15 protein-coding genes are annotated in these 17,190 nt (G+C 71.7%); 5 read left to right on the plus strand and 10 right to left on the minus strand.

The window, feature by feature from the left end; all coding sequences use genetic code 11:
* Positions 1–4: 4 nt before the first annotated feature.
* Positions 5–1,744: a glycerol-3-phosphate dehydrogenase/oxidase gene (locus ACQPY4_RS37135; RefSeq protein ID WP_433329249.1), complete on the minus strand. Its 1,740-nt coding sequence runs from the start codon at positions 1,742–1,744 to the stop codon at positions 5–7.
* A 237-nt stretch (positions 1,745–1,981) separates the two neighbouring features.
* Between ACQPY4_RS37135 and ACQPY4_RS37140 the strand changes: the two genes are divergently transcribed.
* Positions 1,982–2,377 carry a hypothetical protein gene (locus ACQPY4_RS37140; protein ID WP_433329251.1) on the plus strand — a complete coding sequence of 132 codons (396 nt, stop codon included), beginning with the start codon at positions 1,982–1,984 and terminating at the stop codon, positions 2,375–2,377.
* A 136-nt stretch (positions 2,378–2,513) separates the two neighbouring features.
* On the opposite strand, the gene ACQPY4_RS37145 is transcribed toward ACQPY4_RS37140, so the two are convergent.
* Together ACQPY4_RS37145 and guaB are read right to left on the minus strand one after the other, a co-directional pair.
* On the minus strand, positions 2,514–3,632 hold the full coding sequence (locus tag ACQPY4_RS37145; protein WP_433339170.1) for a GuaB3 family IMP dehydrogenase-related protein: 1,119 nt from the start codon (positions 3,630–3,632) through the stop codon (positions 2,514–2,516).
* A 139-nt stretch (positions 3,633–3,771) separates the two neighbouring features.
* Entirely contained in the window at positions 3,772–5,268 is a 1,497-nt protein-coding gene (gene guaB, locus ACQPY4_RS37150) for an IMP dehydrogenase (RefSeq protein WP_433329253.1), read from the minus strand.
* A gap of 229 nt (positions 5,269–5,497) precedes the next feature.
* Here guaB and ACQPY4_RS37155 point away from each other — a divergent pair, with 229 nt between their 5' ends.
* A complete protein-coding gene (locus ACQPY4_RS37155; RefSeq protein WP_433329255.1) occupies positions 5,498–5,887 on the plus strand; it encodes a DUF5319 domain-containing protein in 390 nt (129 codons plus the stop codon).
* Between the two features lie 329 nt (positions 5,888–6,216).
* On the opposite strand, the gene ACQPY4_RS37160 is transcribed toward ACQPY4_RS37155, so the two are convergent.
* The 4 genes from ACQPY4_RS37160 to groES all read right to left on the minus strand — a co-directional run bounded on the left by ACQPY4_RS37160 (position 6,217) and on the right by groES (position 10,234).
* Positions 6,217–7,143 carry a hypothetical protein gene (locus ACQPY4_RS37160; RefSeq protein ID WP_433329257.1) on the minus strand — a complete coding sequence of 309 codons (927 nt, stop codon included), beginning with the start codon at positions 7,141–7,143 and terminating at the stop codon, positions 6,217–6,219.
* Positions 7,144–7,211: 68 nt separating this feature from the next.
* Positions 7,212–7,904, minus strand: coding sequence for a sigma-70 family RNA polymerase sigma factor (locus ACQPY4_RS37165; protein WP_433339172.1), 693 nt, complete (start codon positions 7,902–7,904; stop codon positions 7,212–7,214).
* Positions 7,905–8,210: 306 nt separating this feature from the next.
* Positions 8,211–9,839: a chaperonin GroEL gene (gene groL / locus ACQPY4_RS37170; RefSeq protein WP_433329259.1), complete on the minus strand. Its 1,629-nt coding sequence runs from the start codon at positions 9,837–9,839 to the stop codon at positions 8,211–8,213.
* Between the two features lie 86 nt (positions 9,840–9,925).
* On the minus strand, positions 9,926–10,234 hold the full coding sequence (gene groES / locus ACQPY4_RS37175; protein WP_433329261.1) for a co-chaperone GroES: 309 nt from the start codon (positions 10,232–10,234) through the stop codon (positions 9,926–9,928).
* 245 nt (positions 10,235–10,479) lie between these two features.
* Between groES and ACQPY4_RS37180 the strand changes: the two genes are divergently transcribed.
* The 3 genes from ACQPY4_RS37180 (at position 10,480) to ACQPY4_RS37190 (ending at position 14,913) form a co-directional block, all read left to right on the plus strand.
* The gene (locus tag ACQPY4_RS37180; RefSeq protein ID WP_433329263.1) at positions 10,480–11,712 is read left to right on the plus strand and encodes a THUMP-like domain-containing protein; all 1,233 of its coding nucleotides are present in this window, start codon (positions 10,480–10,482) and stop codon (positions 11,710–11,712) included.
* Positions 11,713–12,134: 422 nt separating this feature from the next.
* Entirely contained in the window at positions 12,135–13,772 is a 1,638-nt protein-coding gene (locus tag ACQPY4_RS37185; RefSeq protein ID WP_433329265.1) for an apolipoprotein A1/A4/E domain-containing protein, read from the plus strand.
* A gap of 217 nt (positions 13,773–13,989) precedes the next feature.
* A complete protein-coding gene (locus tag ACQPY4_RS37190) occupies positions 13,990–14,913 on the plus strand; it encodes a phosphotransferase family protein (protein WP_433329267.1) in 924 nt (307 codons plus the stop codon).
* Positions 14,914–14,929: 16 nt separating this feature from the next.
* Here the strand turns inward: ACQPY4_RS37190 and tsaD are convergent, their stop codons facing one another.
* From tsaD to tsaB, 3 genes are read right to left on the minus strand one after another with little or no spacing between them, the layout of a single operon-like run.
* Positions 14,930–15,967 carry a tRNA (adenosine(37)-N6)-threonylcarbamoyltransferase complex transferase subunit TsaD gene (gene tsaD, locus ACQPY4_RS37195; protein WP_433329269.1) on the minus strand — a complete coding sequence of 346 codons (1,038 nt, stop codon included), beginning with the start codon at positions 15,965–15,967 and terminating at the stop codon, positions 14,930–14,932.
* Positions 15,968–16,438, minus strand: a complete 471-nt coding sequence (gene rimI / locus ACQPY4_RS37200) for a ribosomal protein S18-alanine N-acetyltransferase (protein ID WP_433339174.1) — start codon at positions 16,436–16,438, stop codon at positions 15,968–15,970.
* Between the two features lie 23 nt (positions 16,439–16,461).
* A complete protein-coding gene (tsaB, locus tag ACQPY4_RS37205) occupies positions 16,462–17,151 on the minus strand; it encodes a tRNA (adenosine(37)-N6)-threonylcarbamoyltransferase complex dimerization subunit type 1 TsaB (protein WP_433329271.1) in 690 nt (229 codons plus the stop codon).
* Positions 17,152–17,190: the final 39 nt, after the last annotated feature.

The following is a 17,190-nucleotide window of genomic DNA, read 5'->3' on the forward strand; positions in this document are numbered from 1 at the left end:
CGTCCTAGGGCGTCGCGGTGGGGACGATGTCGGGCGCGCCACGGCGGCGGGCGTCGGCCTCCTGGTCGCCCTCCTGGCTCTGCGAGAGCCGCTCGGCCTCGATGCGCTTGCGGTAGTACTCGATCTCGCGGTCGCGCTGCTTCTTGGACCAGCCGAGGACCGGGGCGAGCAGGTCGGCGGCCTCCTGCGCCACGCCGATGCCGCGGTCCCAGGTCTCGATCGAGATGCGCGTCCGGCGGGCCAGCACGTCGTTGAGGTGGCGGGCGCCCTCGTGGGACGCCGCGTAGACGATCTCGGCGCGCAGGTAGTCGTCGGCCCCGGCCAGCGGCTTGCCGAGGTCGGGCTTGTCCTTGATCAGGTCGAGGAGGTCGTCGACGAGCGTCCCGTACCGGTGGAGCAGATGCTCGATCCGCGCGACGTGCAGGCCCGACACCGACGCCAGCCGGTACCGCGCGTTCCACATCGGCTGGAACCCCTCGCCGCCGACCAGCGCGACCCGGTCGGTGCACGACTCGGCGACCTTGCCGTCCAGGCCGTGCGCGACCGCGTCGATGGCGTCCTTGGCCATCACCCGGTAGGTGGTGAACTTGCCGCCCGCGACCAGCACCAGGCCCGGGACGGGGTGCGCTACCACGTGCTCGCGCGAGAGCGCCGAGGTCTCGTCGGTCTCTCCCCGAAGCAGCGGCCGGAGCCCGGCGTAGACGCCCTCGACGTCGTCGTGGGTGAGCGGCGTGTTCAGCACCGAGTTGACGTGCTCCAGGACGTAGTCGATGTCGGCCTTGGACGCGGCCGGGTGCGCCTTGTCCAGGTCCCAGCCCGTGTCGGTCGTCCCGATGATCCAGTGGCGGCCCCACGGGATGACGAACAGCACCGACTTCTCGGTGCGCAGCAGGATGCCCGTGGAGGAGTGGATCCGGTCCTTGGGCACGACCAGGTGGATGCCCTTGGACGACTTGACGTGGATCTGCCCGCGCCCGCCGACCAGCTCCTGGATGTCGTCGGTCCACACCCCCGTGGCGTTGACGACCTGCTTGGCGCGCACGTCGCTGGTGTCGCCGGTCTCCAGGTCGCGCACGCGCAGCCCCGTCACCCGCTCGCCCTCGCGCAGGAAGCCGACGCACTGCGTCCTGGACGCGATCTGCGCCCCGTACTCGGCGGCCGACCGCAGGACGGTCATCACGTAGCGGGCGTCGTCCATCTGGGCGTCCCAGAGCTGGATCGCGCCGACGAACGCGTCCTTGCGGAGCGAGGGCGCCAGCCGCATGGCCCCGCGCCGGGTGAGGTGCCGGTGGTGCGGGACGCCGCGCGTGCTGCCCATGGAGAACGCCAGGGCGTCGTACAGGGCCACCCCGGCGCCGAAGTAGCCGCGCTCCCACACCCGCTTGGTGGTCGGCAGCAGGAACGGAACCGGCCGGACGAGGTGCGGCGCGATCCGCTGGAGCAGCAGCCCCCGCTCGGTCAGCGCCTCGCGCACCAGGTCGAAGTTGTACTGCTCCAGATAGCGCAGCCCCCCGTGGATCAGCTTGGACGACCGCGAGGACGTCCCGGACGCGAAGTCGCGCGCCTCCACCACCGCCACCGTCAGCCCCCGGGTGGCGGCGTCAAGCGCGGCTCCGGCGCCCACGATCCCGGCTCCGACCACGACGACGTCGAACTCCTCGCGCCCCATCCGTTCCAGGGCCGCCGCTCGCTCGGACGGCCCCAGGCGTGAGCTGCCCAGTCCGGTCACCGGTGATCCCGTCATCGCGATTCCCCCTGTGCGGTTGGTTCCGAACCCATACCTACCCAACAGTAGGGAGGGGGCCACCCCGGAGACCACCCAATCCCCCCGAACCCCCGCAAGCCCCCGCCCCCGTTATGCGCCCGGTACCGAACCGTGCGGCCACCGCGAGCCTTCCGCAATCGGATCGCTAGCCGGGCGGACGACAGTGCAAGGGTGCCCGCGAATCGATCGGGTACCCCCGTGGTGAAGGAGAACCGGATGCGGAAGATCGTGATCGCCGGACTGGCCCTGGCCACCGCGAGCGCGCCCGGCACGCTGGGCGCCTGCGCCGAAGCCGACACCCCACCGAAGGCCTCGCCGACGTCGTCCACGGTGTCGTCCACAGCGTCGTCCGCCGCCCCCGGCCCCACGACCCCGGGCAAGCCCACGGTCACCCTCTACCGCGACCCGGAACGCGCCACCAAGGAGCTGAGACGACTCAGGGCCACCGGCTGGTGGAACCCGAACAAGATCGAATACTCGGACGACCCCGTGACGGCTCTCAAACAGTTCAAGTACTGGCTCGACAAGGACTACATCGCCCCGGACGGCGGCTGGAGCCCCAAGGGCCGCCGCGACAAGGCCTGGCTCGACACCGGCTACGAACGCCTATAACAACCGAGCCCCACGCCTGACGGGGTCCAGGGGCAGAGCCCCTGGCGGGGGTGCGGGGGCGCGGAGCCCCTGCCAAGGGTTGTGCCGCCCGGAACGGAGCGCCAGCGGAGTGCAGGGCGGCACAACCCGCCGGGGGTCAGAGGGGGGTCTCCCCCCTCATAGACACCACCACCTGGACGCGCTGGAACTCCTTGAGCTCGGTGTAGCCCGAGGTCGCCATGGCGCGGCGCAGGGCGCCGATCAGGTTCATCGAGCCGTCGGCCACATGCGAGGGGCCGTGCAGGATCTGGTCGAGGGTGCCGATCGTGCCGAGGTCGAGGCGGGCGCCGCGCGGGACGTCGCCGTGGTGGGCCTCGCTGCCCCAGTGGTAGCCGCGTCCCGGGGCCTCGGTGGACCGGGCGAACGGCGAGCCGACCATGACCGCGTCGGAGCCGCACGCGAACGCCTTGGCGATGTCGCCGCTGTTGACCATGCCGCCGTCGGCGATGACGTGGACGTAGCGGCCGCCCGACTCGTCCATGTAGTCGCGGCGCGCGGCGGCCACGTCGGCGACCGCGGTGGCCATCGGGACCGCCACGCCCATCACGGTGCGGGTGGTGTGGCCCGAGCCGCCGCCGAACCCGACCAGCACGCCCGCCGCGCCGGTGCGCATCAGGTGCAGCGCGGCGGTGTAGGTCGAGCAGCCGCCGACGATCACCGGGACGTCGAGGTCGTAGATGAACTGCTTGAGGTTGAGCGGCTCGGCCCGGCCGGAGACGTGCTCGGCCGAGACCGTCGTCCCGCGGATCACGAACAGGTCGACCCCGGCGTCGATCACGGCCTTGTGGAACTGCGCGGTGCGCTGCGGCGACAGCCGGGCCGCGACCGTCACCCCCGCCTCGCGGATCTCCTCGATCCGGCGGCCGATCAGCTCCTCCTTGATCGGCGCGGTGTAGATCTCCTGGAGCCGCTGGGTGGCGCGGGCGTCGTCCAGCGAGGCGATCTCGGCCAGCAGCGGGTCGGGGTTCTCGTAGCGCGTCCACAGACCTTCGAGGTCGAGCACCGCCAGGCCGCCGAGCCGTCCGACCGTGATGGCGGTGGCCGGGCTGACCACGCTGTCCATCGGCGCGACCAGCAGCGGCATCTCGAACCGGTAGGCGTCGATCTGCCAGGCGACGCTGACCTCCTCGGGGTCGCGCGTCCGGCGGGACGGCACGATGCCGATGTCGTCGAACGCGTACGCCCGGCGACCGCTCTTGCCCCGGCCGATCTCCACCTCAGCAGCCACTGGTCTCCCTCTCCCACCGCGCCGCGGGCGTTCCCGGACACGGCAACGTCCCGCGGGCGCCCACGCATTGACCAAGCAAAGTCTTCCCCGCGCTCGGCGGGACAAGCCCCGGCGATGCTACCGGCCGTCAGCGCCCCTGGTAGTTGGGGGCCTCCACGGTCATCTGGATGTCGTGGGGGTGGCTCTCCTTGAGCCCGGCCGAGGTGATCCGCATCAGCTGGCCGCGCTCCTGGAGCTCGGTGATGGTGCGGGCGCCCGCGTACCACATCGACTGGTGCAGGCCGCCGACCAGCTGGTGGGCCACGTTCGCCAGCGGGCCCCGGTAGGGCACCTGGCCCTCGACGCCCTCGGGGATCAGCTTCTCCTCGCTGGACACGTCGGCCTGTGCATAGCGGTCCTTGGAGAACGAGCCGCCGCGCTCGCGGTTGCGCATCGCGCCCAGCGAGCCCATGCCCCGGTAGGACTTGTACTGCTTGCCATGGACGAAGATCAGCTCGCCCGGCGACTCCTCGACGCCCGCCAGCAGGCTGCCGAGCATCACGGTGTCGGCCCCCGCCACGATCGCCTTGGCGATGTCGCCCGAGTACTGGAGGCCGCCGTCGCCGATCACCGGAACGCCGCCCTCCCTGGCCGCCCGCGCGGCCTCGCTGATGGCGGTGATCTGCGGGACGCCGACCCCGGCCACCACCCGCGTGGTGCAGATGGAGCCCGGGCCCACACCGACCTTCACCGCGTCCGCCCCGGCCTCGACCAGCGCCTTCGCGCCCGCGTAGGTGGCGACGTTGCCGCCGACGACCTCCACCCGGGAGTTGGCCTTGATCTTGGCGATGGTGTCGGCGACGCCCTTGGAGTGTCCGTGCGCCGTGTCCACCATGATCACGTCGGTGCCCGCGTCGATCAGGGCCTGGGCGCGCCTGATCGCGTCCTCCCCCACGCCCACGGCGGCGGCCACCAGCAGCCTCCCGTCGGCGTCCTTGGTCGACAGGGGGTACTGCTCGCTCTTGGTGAAGTCCTTGACCGTGATCAGCCCGCGCAGCCGTCCCTCGCCGTCGATCAGCGGCAGCTTCTCGACCTTGTTGGTGGCCAGCAGCCGAAGCGCCTCGTCGCGGTCGACGTCCACCGGCGCCGTCACCAGGGGCATCGGCGTCATGACCTCGCGGACCGGACGCCTCAGATCGGTCTCGAACCGCATGTCGCGGTTGGTGACGATGCCCACCAGCACGCCGCGCACGTCGATCACCGGGACCCCGGAGATCCGGAAGCGACCGCACAGCTCCTCGACATCGGCCAGCGTCGCGTCCGGCAGGCAGGTCACCGGGTTGGTGATCATGCCCGCCTCGGACCGCTTGACCCGGTCGGCCTGCTCGGCCTGCTCCTCGACCGCCATGTTGCGATGGAGCACCCCGATGCCGCCCTGCCGGGCCATCGACACGGCCGTCCGGGCCTCGGTCACGGTGTCCATGGCCGCCGAGACCAGCGGGATGCGCAGCGAGATCGTCCGGGTCAGCCGGGTGGTCGTCTCGGCCTCACCCGGCTGCAGGTCCGAGTAGCCCGGAAGCAGCAGCACGTCGTCAAAGGTCAGGCCCTCCTGGATGAACTTTGCGGACTCGGCTGCGGGGTTCATGGCTACCTTCCGGGGTGGTGGCGGCTATCTGGCCAGGTCAGGCGACCTCACCCCATGGTAGGGCGTGGAATCGCGATTTGACGTCGGCTTCGGGACCGCCCGAGGGGTGGTCTTGGCGACAGTCTGACGGCCCCGCCGTCCACGAGGATGTGGCGGGAAAGCGGTTGTTCGGGCACAGATCGGACCGGGGGGTGCACCTCGGAGGGGGCGTGGCAGTAGCGTGGGGGGTGTGCATGACGACGCACCGCTCGACCCGTTCGCCGGCGATCCGGAGGATCCGGCCGGCGCGCTGGGCGACCCCGGGGAAGACGTCGCTCCGCTCAGCGTGGCGGAGCGCGAGGACGTGCTGGCCGACCTGGCCGACCTGGAGGTCTTCCGTGCGCTCCTCGAACCCCTGGGCGTGCGCGGCCTGACGGTCGACTGCGGCGACTGCGGCAAGCTCCACTACATCGACTGGGACCTCCTGCACGGCAACCTGCGCCACCTGCTCGACCAGGGCCTGCCCCGCGTCCACGAGCCCGCCCTGTCCCCCGACCCGGTCGACTACGTCAGCTGGGAGTACGCCCGCGGCTACGTCGACGGCGTCATCGACAGCGAAGAAAACCGCGAAGGCGACTGACCATCTCCGACGGCGGCCGTCGCCCCGTCGTCCGACTGCAGGCCCGGCACCGCTCCTCGGCCCGCCCTAAGGCGTCGAGCCCGACCCGGCAAGAGGCGCTCGGCTCGGCGGCGGACGCCGATGGGCGCCGTCCGTACGTCCCGTACCCTCACCCGCCGACCTCGGCACCGCATCGCCCGTCGGCTCGGCCGACGACCTCGGCTCGGGCGGACGCCGACCCCGCGCCGTCTGTAGGCCCGCATCACTCGTACCCTCACCCGCCGACCTCGACTTCGGGGCGGACGCTGGTCCGGCGGTGTCTGTGAGCCCGTAGCGGCCGTGGGGGCGGTCTACGGGGCCGGGTCCGCCTCGGGCGTCGGGACGTCCTCGGCCGTCGGGGTGGTGGAGGGGGTTGGTGCGGCGCCGTCTGTGGGCCCGGTGTCGAGGGTCGGGTCTGCGGTTGGTTCGGCGAAGGGGGTGGGACCGACTTCGGTTGTGGGTTCGGCGGACGGGATCGGCTTGGGGGTGTCGGTTGGTTCCGGAGACGGGGTGGGCTCGGCCTCCGGGGAGGTCGGCGGGGGCTTGAGGGGCTTGCCCACCGGACGGGGCAGGGGGATGTCATCGCCGCCTGCGGGGCCGACGCTGGGGGGCGGTTCCTGGCCCTGCGGGGTGTCGTCGGTGCCGTCGGAGGGCTGCTCGGGCGTCGCGGGGGTCTGGCCCGGGAGGCCCTGACCGTCGTCGGACGGCCACGTGGGCTGCTCGGGCGTGGTCGTTCCGGGGCGGGCGTCGGGGCGTCCCACCGGAAGCGGCGACGCGGGGAAGCCGGGACGTGCGGAAGCACGGTCGCGGACCGCTCCAGGCCCACCGAGCGCCAGCCGGTCGCCGCCCTCGCCGGGCGAGGGCTCGCCGTGCCGGATACGGATCTTGCTGGTCTCCTCGGGACGGCCGGAGGCCGCCGTCCCCGGGCCGGGCTCGGACAGGCCGCCGCCCGCGGCGGCGACGCCGGTGCTGGCCAGCACGATGCCCGCGACGCCGAGCGCCACGATCGTGCGGGGGCCGCGGCGGCGGGGGCCGGGCTCGGGCGGGCCGTCCTCGGGTTGTTCGGCGGGCGGCTCGGCCGGACGCACGGCGGCCAGCCTGGGTCGCTCCTCGACATCGCTGATCAGGGCGCGCAGCAGCCCGACGGCGGGGTCAGCCGAGGCGACAACGCGCCGCTCCGCGAGCTCGTCGAAGATCGCGTCGGTGCGCGCCTCCTCGGCGAGATCCGTGCGGGCCACCGGAATCGCATGGACGGAACCGGGGTTCGAAGGCTCTGCCGGATCCGGGGCGCCGTGGCTCCGTTCCGTCAAGCGATCGACTCCTCTCGCGCCATGGCGCGCAGCCGGGCCAGAGCCCGATGCTGCGCGACTCGAACCGCTCCCGCGGACATGCCCAGCACATTACCGGTCTCCTCCGCCGACAGCCCCGCCACCACTCGCAGCAGCACCAGCTCGCGCTGGTGCTCGGGCAGGCGGGTCAGCAGATCCCTGGCCCGCTGCGCCTCGATGTAGCGCACCACGGTCTCCTCCGGGCCGGGCCGGTCGTCCGGCCCGTCGGGGAGGTCCTCGGTGGGCACGGCCGCGCGGACGGCGCTGCGCAGCGCGTCGGCGATCTTGTGCGCGGCGATGCCGAAGACGAAGGAGGCGAAGGGACGTCCCATGTCGCGGTAGCGGGGCAGCGCGGACAGGACGGCGATGCAGACCTCCTGGGCCACGTCGTCGGCGATGTGGTACTGGCCGGAGACGCGGCCGAGGCGGGCACGGCAGTAGCGGACGACCATCGGACGGACCTGGCCGATCAGCACCTCGATGGCCTTGGGGTCACCCTGGACGGCGCGGTTGGTCAGTTCCTTGAGGTCGCCGTCGTCGGCCCTGGCGGCACGGAGCGGGCGCGTTCCACGGCCAGCGTCGCGGGGCTGCGGAGGGGCCGGCCCCTCCGAGGGCTCGGCAGCGCGCGCGGTCGTCGTCCCGGCGAAGCATCCCTCGGTCACGTAGAGCATGATGCCCAGCGGGCAGGTCCCTGTCTCCACTGTGCACGACAACGGAATGGTCACAGTGCGGAGATGGCGGGCTCAGTACTACGGATCGGGGTGGCTCGAACGCTCCACGTAGTTAAAAAGCCTCCGAAACGGTAATATTTAGCTATAAACCGCTCACCTGGTCGCTAGGAAGACTTTCTCGGACGTTCACCCCCGCGTCCGGTGGTCCACGGAGAAGGCCCCCGCCCCGAAGGGGGCGAGGGCCTTTCCGGACGCACGAAGATCAGCTCGCGCGGTGACCGGTACTCCCCGTCACCGTCGCGGTGATCAGTGGCCGTGACCGTGACCGTGGCCGTGACCGCCGGCGGCGGCCTCGTCGGCCTCCTCCGGCTTCTCGACGACGAGCGCCTCGGTGGTGAGCAGCATGCCCGCGATGGAGGCGGCGTTGGTGACCGCCGAACGCGTGACCTTCACCGGGTCGATGACGCCCTGGCCGATCAGGTCGCCGTACTCGCCGGTGGCGGCGTTGTAGCCGTGCCCGGCGTCCAGCTCCTGGACCTTGGAGACCACGACGTAGCCCTCCTGGCCCGCGTTCTCGGAGATCCAGCGCAGCGGCTCGACCAGCGAGCGGCGCAGCGCCTCGGCACCGGTGGCCTCGTCGCCGGACAGGCCCAGGGCGTCGAAGCCCGCCTTGGCCACGTGCACCAGCGCGCTGCCGCCGCCGGAGACGATGCCCTCCTCGATGGCCGCGCGGGTCGCCGAGATGGCGTCCTCAAGGCGGTGCTTCTTCTCCTTGAGCTCCACCTCGGTGGCGGCGCCGACGCGCAGCACGCAGACCCCGCCCGACAGCTTGGCCAGGCGCTCCTGCAGCTTCTCGCGGTCCCAGTCGGAGTCGCTGTTCTCGATCTCGACCTTGATCTGGTTGACCCGGTCCTGGATGTCCTTGGTCTCACCGACGCCGTCGACGACCGTGGTGGCGTCCTTGGTGACGGTGATGCGGCGGGCGCGGCCCAGGTCCTCGAGGCCGATGGTGTCGAGCTTGAGGCCGATGGCCTCGCTGACGACCTGGCCGCCCGTCAGGATGGCCATGTCGCCGAGCATCGCCTTGCGGCGGTCGCCGAAGCCGGGAGCCTTGACCGCGACCGAGGTGAAGGTGCCGCGGATCTTGTTGGCCACCAGCAGCGCCAGCGCCTCGCCCTCGACGTCCTCGGCCACCACCAGCAGCGGCTTCTTGGTCTGCGCGACCTTCTCGGCCAGCGGCAGGAACTCCTGGACGTTGGAGATCTTGCCGTCGACGATGAGCACGTAGGCGTCCTCCAGGACGGCCTCCATGCGCTCGGCGTCGGTCACCATGTGCGGCGACAGGTAGCCCTTGTCGAACTGCAGGCCCTCGGTGAACTCCAGCTCGAGGCCGAAGGTGTGGGCCTCTTCGACGGTGATGACGCCGTCCTTGCCGACCTTCTCGAACGCCTCGGCGATCAGCTCGCCGATCTGGGCGTCCTGGGCGGAGATGGTCGCGACGTGCGCGATCTCGCCCTTCTCCTCGACGTCGCGGGCGACCTTGAGGAGCTGGTCGGACACGTACTGGGCGGCGGCGTCGATGCCCCGCTTGAGCGCCAGCGGCGAGGCGCCGGCGGCCACGTTGCGGACGCCCTCGCGGACCAGGGCCTGCGCGAGCACGGTGGCGGTGGTGGTGCCGTCACCGGCGATGTCGTTGGTCTTGGTCGCCACTTCCTTGGCGAGCTGGGCCCCCAGGTTCTCGTAGGGGTTCTCCAGCTCGACCTCGCGGGCGATGGTGACACCGTCGTTGGTGATCGTCGGCGCACCGAACTTCTTGTCGATGACCACGTTGCGGCCGCGCGGGCCGATGGTCACCTTGACGGCGTCAGCGAGAGCGTTGACGCCGCGCTCAAGGGCCCGGCGAGCGTCCTCGTCGAACTCCAGGATCTTCGCCATGCGGAAATCTCCTCTTCAACGCGAGCCGCCCCGGCCGCTCCGCAAGCGGGCGGGGCCGGGGCGGCGCATCACTCGTTCTCGGTGACTTACTTCTCGACGATCGCGAGCACGTCGCGCGCCGAGAGAACGAGGTACTCCTCGTTGTTGTACTTGACTTCGGTGCCGCCGTACTTGCTGTACAGCACGATGTCGCCGACGCTCACGTCGAGCGGCACGCGGTCGCCCTTGTCGTCCACGCGGCCGGGGCCGACCGCCAGGACGGTGCCCTCCTGGGGCTTCTCCTTGGCGGTGTCGGGAATAACCAGGCCCGACGCGGTGGTGGTCTCGGCCTCGAGCGGCTGGACGACGATGCGGTCCTCAAGCGGCTTGAGAGCGACCTTGGTGGCGGTCGTCACGATCTGACCTCCCCTTCGGTGGTGATCTCGGCCGGCCTCGGCAGGCCGGCCGCACATGTGGCAGAAGAGGCGACCCTGGACCGGCCTGCCGTCGCGGGTGTCAGACCGACCTTGTCGCTGTGTTGGCACTCTCACTGGGAGAGTGCCAGTTACGGAGACTATTCCGTGACCGTGGACGCGTCAACACGGACACGGCGTCCCACACGGGGCGCCCGGAGCGCCTCGCCGGGGATAGCGTCCAGGATATGGACCTTCAGGCGTTCCGGGGCCTGCTCACCGAGGATGGCCAGGCCGTCCTCGCCGAGGCGGCGGCCGGCGACGTGACCGAGAACGGCCTGCTGGCGACCGCGTCGCGGCTGCGCGGCAGGCATCCGGCCGAGCTCGTCTCGGCCGCGCTGACCCAGGTGCGGCTGCGGGAGCGCGGACGGGCCAAATTCGGCCAGGACGCCGCGCTCATGTACTTCACACCGGCCGGTCTGGAGCAGTCCACGCGGGCGGAGGTGGCCGCCCATCGGGCCCGCCGTTTCCTCGCGTCCGGAGAGAGTTCGGGGAACGTTCACCGAGTGCTGGAGCTCGGCTGCGGCATCGGGGCCGACCTGATCGCCAGAGCGCGCGCGGGCCTGCCCGGGGACGGCGTGGAACTCGACCCGCTGACGGCCGAGGTCGCGCGGGCCAACGCCGCGGCCCTCGGCGTGGACGGCCTGGCGGCCGTCCGGGAGGGCGACGCGACCGAGGCGGACCCGTCCGGTTACGACGCCGTGTTCGCCGATCCGGGACGCCGCACCGCGCGCGGCCGCGTCTTCGACCCGCGCTCGTACGAGCCGCCGCTGGACACCGTCCTCGACCTGGCGGGCCACGTCCCCGGGGCGTGCGTCAAGGTCGCGCCCGGGATCCCGCACGAGGCCGTCCCCGAGGGCGCCGAGGCCGAGTGGATCTCGGTGGGCGGCGACGTCAAGGAGGCGGCTCTCTGGCTCGGCGCGCTGGCCGGGACGGAGCGCCGCAGGGCCACCCTCCTGCCGTCCGGCGGCGAGGCGGGGGTGACGCTGACCCCGAAGGAGGGCCTCGGCGACCCGGACGTGCGTGAGTGGGGCGCCTACCTGTACGAGCCGGACGGCGCCGTCATCCGGGCGCATCTGGTGGCCGAGGTGGCCGACCTGGTCGGCGGGGGCCTGGCCGACCCGCGCATCGCCTACGTCACCGGCGACGTCCTGCGCCCGACCCCGTTCGCGGCCGCCTACGCGATCGACGAGGTGATGCCGTTCTCGGTGAAGCGCCTCAAGCGGGAGTTGCGGCGCCGCGAGATCGGCATCTTGACGATCAAGAAACGGGGCTCGGCGATCGATGTCGACCGGCTCCGGCGCGACCTGGGTTTCGGGCGCAAGGGCGCCGGATACGGCGGCGCGGAGATCACCGTGGTGGTCACCAGGGTCGGCACCGCGCCGGTCGCGCTGCTCACCCGCGCCGTGCCCGGACGTTAATCATTCGCCAATGATCTTCGTGCGCGTGATGTTCGCCGAGCAGGGCCGGGGGCGCGCCACGGCAGAGTAAATCCTGGCCTCATTCCGGCATTGCGCTCGGCGGCCAATGCCGGGACGCGGCAGTCTCATGGAGCGGCACCGGGAAACGACGCCCGAAAGATCCGCCGCCGAGAAAGATCCAGGGCTCCCGGAGCCCAGAACCCCCAGGAACGCGGGCAGGCGACCCCCGTACGAACTAGGGAAAATGTCCCACTCGTGATGATCGCCCAGCTTCCACTCCACTCGGATTATCAAGCGCATTCCACAGAACTCGTAATGTTCTCTGCTCCCCGTTATAACTGCCCTCCACAAGCACTACAGTGAGGCCTTCACGATTCATTGCCGCGCACTATTTATAGCGACGGCACACGAAGGAGCATCGGGTGGAAACGAATCACAACTTCCTGCAGACGGGGGGTCAACCGGTCTCGGATCGGATGCGGGAGTTGCTCGCCCGTGCGGCGCAGGACCACGTCTATGAACAGCGCTCACAGGGTCAGGTCCTGGATGAGATACGCCAGCGGCTGGAAGGCATGGAGTGGCTGCTCCGCGAGGTGCGCGAGCGGGAGCTCACCGGCCTGACGGGGCAGCTCGACAGCGTCCGGGGGCAGGTGGACGAGCTGTCGAGCAAGCCCCCCGAATGGGCCGAGGGGCTCGCCGAGCACATCGAGTCGGTCGGCGAGCGGGTCAAGCCGGTCGCCGAGCTGCCCGCCCTCTGGGCCGATGTCGGCGTCGTCGCCGAGAACGTCGACGAGGGGCTCTCCCGCCTCCAGGCGGTGATCGACTCCGCGCAGGGCATCACCGACGCCACGCGGCAGGCGTCGCAGCGCATGGAGGAGATGACCAAGCGGCTGGACAAGCTCCAGGGCAGCATGGAGGCGGCCTCGGTCCGCTTCAACCGCCTGGACAAGTCGCTGGCCGAGCTGGGGCACCGCAACGACAAGCTCGAACACTCGATCAACGGGATCACCACCCGGGTCGACCAGTCGCTGGGCGAGATGGCCGAGCGGGTCGAGCAGGGCCTGGAGGCCGTCAACGGCCGGGTCGAGGGGGTCGGCGGCCGGCTGGACGGCCTGGACGGGCATCTGAACGGCCTGGACGGACGCCTGGAGGGCCTGTCGGGCAAGCTGGACGGCCTCGACGGCCGCTTCGAGGGCATCGACGACCGCATCGACGGGGTCAACGACCGGATCGGGCAGCTGCCCGCCACGCTGGAGATCTCCGAGCTGCACCGCAAGGTGCACGAGCTCTCGCAGCGGCCCGTGATCGAGTACGGCGACCGGTTCGACGCGCTGGAGAAGCACCTGATCGACGCGGTGAACCCGCTGATCGATGAGCTCCGCGCCCGGCCCGACCGCGACGAGGTCAAGGCGACGATGTCGCAGATCGCCGAGACGGCCTACAGCGACGTCGCCAAGCGCATGGACGAGTTCTCCCGCCGGTTCGAGAACGTACACGAGGATGTGCGCAAGCGCATCGAGGGCATCCACGAGGAGGTCACCAAGAAGGTCGACGGGGCCCTGGAGGAGTTCACCACGCAGGTGGACATCGTCTCCCGCCGCATCGAGTCGGTGCACGTCGACGTCACCAAGCAGGTGGAGTCCGTGCACAACGAGGTGTCGCGCCAGGTCACCGGCGTGCACGACGACGTGTCCAAGCGCATCGAGGACATCCACGACGATGTCACCAAGCAGGTGGGCAGCATCCACGAGGACGTCAGCAAGAAGGTCGGCGGCGTCCAGGAGGAGTTCGCCAGGCGCGTCGACGGCGTGCACGACGAGGTCAGCAAGAGAGCCGAGGCCGTGCAGGTCGAGATGGGCAAGGTCCACGCCGAGGTGGGCAAGCGCTTCGAGGGCGTGCAGCACGAGGTCGGCAAGAAGGTCGACAGCGTGCACAGCGAGGTCACCAAGCAGGTGACGGCGGTCCACGAGGACGTGCTCAAGCGGCTCTCCACCCTGGAGGAGACCATGCTCGCGCTGGCCGAGGCGCTCCTGCGCCCGCGCCGCGAAGGAAAGGACTGACGGGGACACGGTGGGGTGCTCCTCCCCGAGCGCCCCACCGTGGCCACCGGCCCCCGATCCCTCCCCCGCCCCTTTCCGCCCCGTGGTGATTTGTCCGGCGACGCCACCGCCGGTCCGGAACCGGAGATTCACGGCACGTCGATGACGTGCCCTTTGTTACGTTCCGTCTTCGTCAAATCACTCCCAACACCCATCGGAATCCGTTTTCATGGATCTCGTGAGCCACACCTCCGGCCTCCAGATCGGCGCCCCGCCCAGCGGCTCGACCCTGCGCTGGGTCGAGGAGTGCCTCGGCCGGGGTGCCGAAGTCCGGATGATCCGCCCGCTGGCGGGCGGCACCGCCCACGCCAACCACGCGCTGCTGGTCGAGAGCCGGTCGGGCAGCGCGCACCGGCTCGTCCTGCGCCGCTGGGTGCCGCGCCACCCGGGGGGCCGAGGCACGCTCGGCCCGTTCGGCGACTCCGAGTTCTCCCCCGAACGTGAGATCGCCGCCCTCGCCCTGCTGGCCGGGTGCGAGATCCCGACTCCCGCGCTGGTCGCCGCCGATCCCGCCGGCGCCTACTGCGACGCCCCCGCCCTGCTGATCACGCGCCTGGTCGGGCACCCGCCCCGTCCCGCCCCCGACGACCTGCCCGAATACCTCATCCAGCTGGCCGCCGGGCTGCTGTCGGTGCACGCGCTGGGCGGCGCGCCGTCCATGCCGCCCTACTTCCCCTACAACCGGCTCGACCAGCGGCTCCCGCCCAAGCACGCCGTCCGGCACCGGCTGTGGGACCGCGCGTTCGAGGTCGCCGCTGGGCCCGCCCCACAGGCGCCCTCGCGGTTCATCCACCGCGACTACCACCCCGACAACACCCTGTGGTCCTACGGGCGGCTCACCGGCATCGTCGACTGGTCGGACGCGTCCTACGGCCCGGTCGCCGTCGACATCGCCCACATGCGGCTTCATCTGGCGCTGCGCTACGGGCCCGACGTCGCCGACCGCTTCCTTTCGGCCTTCGACCAGGTGTCGGGCGGTCACTCCCACGACCCGTTCTGGGACGTCCGGTGCCTGCTCGACCTGCTGCCCGAGGACGACGGCCGCGTCATCGACGAGGCCCGCGTCCCCCTGCTGGAGAACTACCTGGCAGGGTTGCTGTAAATCGAGGTCGCCCGGCTCAGAGCCTAATCGACTCGATCGGCAGGCTGGAGTCGGCGGGCAGGTCGAGCTCCGAGGGGGCCAGGCCGGAGGCGACCAGTTCCGAGCCCAGGGCCGCCACCATCGCGCCGTTGTCGGTGCACAGGCCGGGACGCGGCACGCGCAGCCTGACCCCGGCGGCCTCGCAGCGTTCCCGGGCCATGGCGCGCAGCCGCGAGTTGGCCGCCACCCCGCCGCCGACCAGCAGGTCGGTGACGCCGTTGTCGCGGCACACCTTGAGCGCCTTGTGGGTGAGGACGTCGACGACCGCCTCCTGGAACGAGGCCGCGACGTCCTCCACGGGAACGGGCTCGCCCGCGCGCTCGCGGGCCTCGACCCAGCGCGCCACGGCGGTCTTGAGCCCCGAGAAGGAGAAGTCGTAGGTGCCGTCGTCGTACTTGCCGCGCGGGAACGCGATCGCGGCCGCGTCGCCCTCGCGGGCGCGGCGGTCGATGGCCGGGCCGCCGGGGAAGCCCAGGTCGAGAACCCGGGCGACCTTGTCGAACGCCTCGCCCGCCGCGTCGTCGACCGTCGCGCCCAGCGGCCGGACGTCGGTGGCCACGTCCGGCACCAGCAGCAGCGAGGAGTGCCCGCCCGACACCAGCATCGCCACGCACGGCTTGGGCAGCGGGCCGTGTTCGAGCTGGTCGACGGCCACATGCGCGGCCAGATGGTTGACACCGTACAGCGGCTTGCCGAGCGAGAGCGCGTAGGCCTTGGCCGCGGCCACCCCGACCATCAGCGCGCCCGGCAGACCGGGGCCCGCGGTGACGGCGAACGCGTCGATGTCCTGGAAGCCCACCCCGGCGTCGGCCAGCGCCCGCTCGACGGTGGGGGTCATCGCCTCCAGATGGGCGCGGGAGGCCACCTCGGGCACCACGCCGCCGAACCTGGCGTGCTGCTCCACGCTGGAGGCGATCGCGTCGGCCAGCAGCGTGTGCCCGCGGACGATCCCGACGCCGGTCTCGTCGCAGGAGGTCTCGATCCCCAGCACCAGCGGCTCTGAGTCGCTCAGCATCTATGCCTCTCGGGAGAAGCCGACCGGAGGGCGGGCGACGCGAAGCCTGCGGCACATCACGATCGCGTCCACCCCGGACGGCTGGTAGTAGCGTTTGCGGACCCCGACGGGTTCGAAGCCGAACCGTTCGTACAGGCGCAGCGCCGGGGCGTTGTCGGCGCGGACCTCCAGGAACACCGCCTCGCTGCGGCGGCGCCCGGCCTCGTCGAGCAGCGCGGTCAGCAGCGCGGCCCCGATGCCCTCGCCGCGGCGGCTCGCGCGGACGCCGATGGTCTGGACGTCGGCCTGCCCGCCCGCCGCGGCCAGGCCCGCGTACCCGACGATCTCGCCGCCCTCGGACTCGGCGACCACGAAGTGGCGGGTGCGGGGCTGGTCGGCCAGCTCACCGCGGAACATCTCCTCGCTCCAGGTGTCCTCGGGGAACAGCTCGCCGTCCAGCCGGTGCACGACCGGGAGATCGGCCATGGTCATCGTCCGGAACGACACCGCGCCGCTCACCGAGGTGTCACCTTCTTGCGCGGGCCGGGCTCCTTGGCGTCGGGACGCCGCAGGTACAGGGGCTCGGGCGGCAGCAACCCTGGCCCGGGAGCGCCCGAGAGGCGGACGCAGGTCAGCTCGGCCAGCGCGGTGGCGGCGGGCAGCAGCGGCAGCGGCTCCTGGCCGGGCGCGCCGCCGAGGTCTTCGGGGTAGAGCGCCGCGCCCTCGCCGATGACCGGCAGGTCGTCCGGTTGACCGTCGCGGACGTCGCCGGGCGGCCCGACATGCGGGCCGGTCGAGCGGACGGCCGCGGCCTCGTACCTGGCCCAGTAGACCTCCTTGCGGCGGGCGTCGGTCGCCACGGCGAAGGGCTCGTCGCGGCCCGAGGCCCACGCCAGGACGTCGAGGGTGCACACGCCGTGGACCGGGACGCGCAGCGCCTCGCCCATGGCCCGCGCGGTGACCAGCCCGACCCGCAGGCCGGTGAAGGGCCCGGGGCCCACGCCGACGGAGATCGCGCTCAGATCGGCCGGGGCCGCCCCGGCCTCGGCCAGAACCTCGGCGATGGACGGCGTGAGGAGCTCGGTGTGGCGGCGCCGGTCGACCGACTCGGCCGCACCACGGCGGCGCACACCCTCCCCCGGGGTCCACTCGTACAGCGCGACGGTGACCGCGGCGGTAGCGGTGTCGAAAGCCAAGACCAGCACGGACTGAAAGCCTAATGCAGATCGGGAGGGCTCATCACC

The organism is Spirillospora sp. CA-294931 (genome assembly GCF_050946795.1).
In the GTDB taxonomy this organism is placed as follows: Bacteria; Actinomycetota; Actinomycetes; order Streptosporangiales; family Streptosporangiaceae; genus Spirillospora.

Excerpts from the sequence above, each read along its gene's own strand:
- rimI (WP_433339174.1), bottom strand. The coding sequence starts at position 16,438 with ATGACCATGGCCGATCTCCCGGTCGTGCACCGGCTGGACGGCGAGCTG.
- ACQPY4_RS37140 (WP_433329251.1), top strand. The coding sequence starts at position 1,982 with ATGCGGAAGATCGTGATCGCCGGACTGGCCCTGGCCACCGCGAGCGCG.
- ACQPY4_RS37180 (WP_433329263.1), top strand. The coding sequence starts at position 10,480 with ATGGACCTTCAGGCGTTCCGGGGCCTGCTCACCGAGGATGGCCAGGCC.
- tsaD (WP_433329269.1), bottom strand. The coding sequence starts at position 15,967 with ATGCTGAGCGACTCAGAGCCGCTGGTGCTGGGGATCGAGACCTCCTGC.
- groL (WP_433329259.1), bottom strand. The coding sequence starts at position 9,839 with ATGGCGAAGATCCTGGAGTTCGACGAGGACGCTCGCCGGGCCCTTGAG.
- ACQPY4_RS37135 (WP_433329249.1), bottom strand. The coding sequence starts at position 1,744 with ATGACGGGATCACCGGTGACCGGACTGGGCAGCTCACGCCTGGGGCCG.
- guaB (WP_433329253.1), bottom strand. The coding sequence starts at position 5,268 with ATGAACCCCGCAGCCGAGTCCGCAAAGTTCATCCAGGAGGGCCTGACC.
- ACQPY4_RS37165 (WP_433339172.1), bottom strand. The coding sequence starts at position 7,904 with ATGCTCTACGTGACCGAGGGATGCTTCGCCGGGACGACGACCGCGCGC.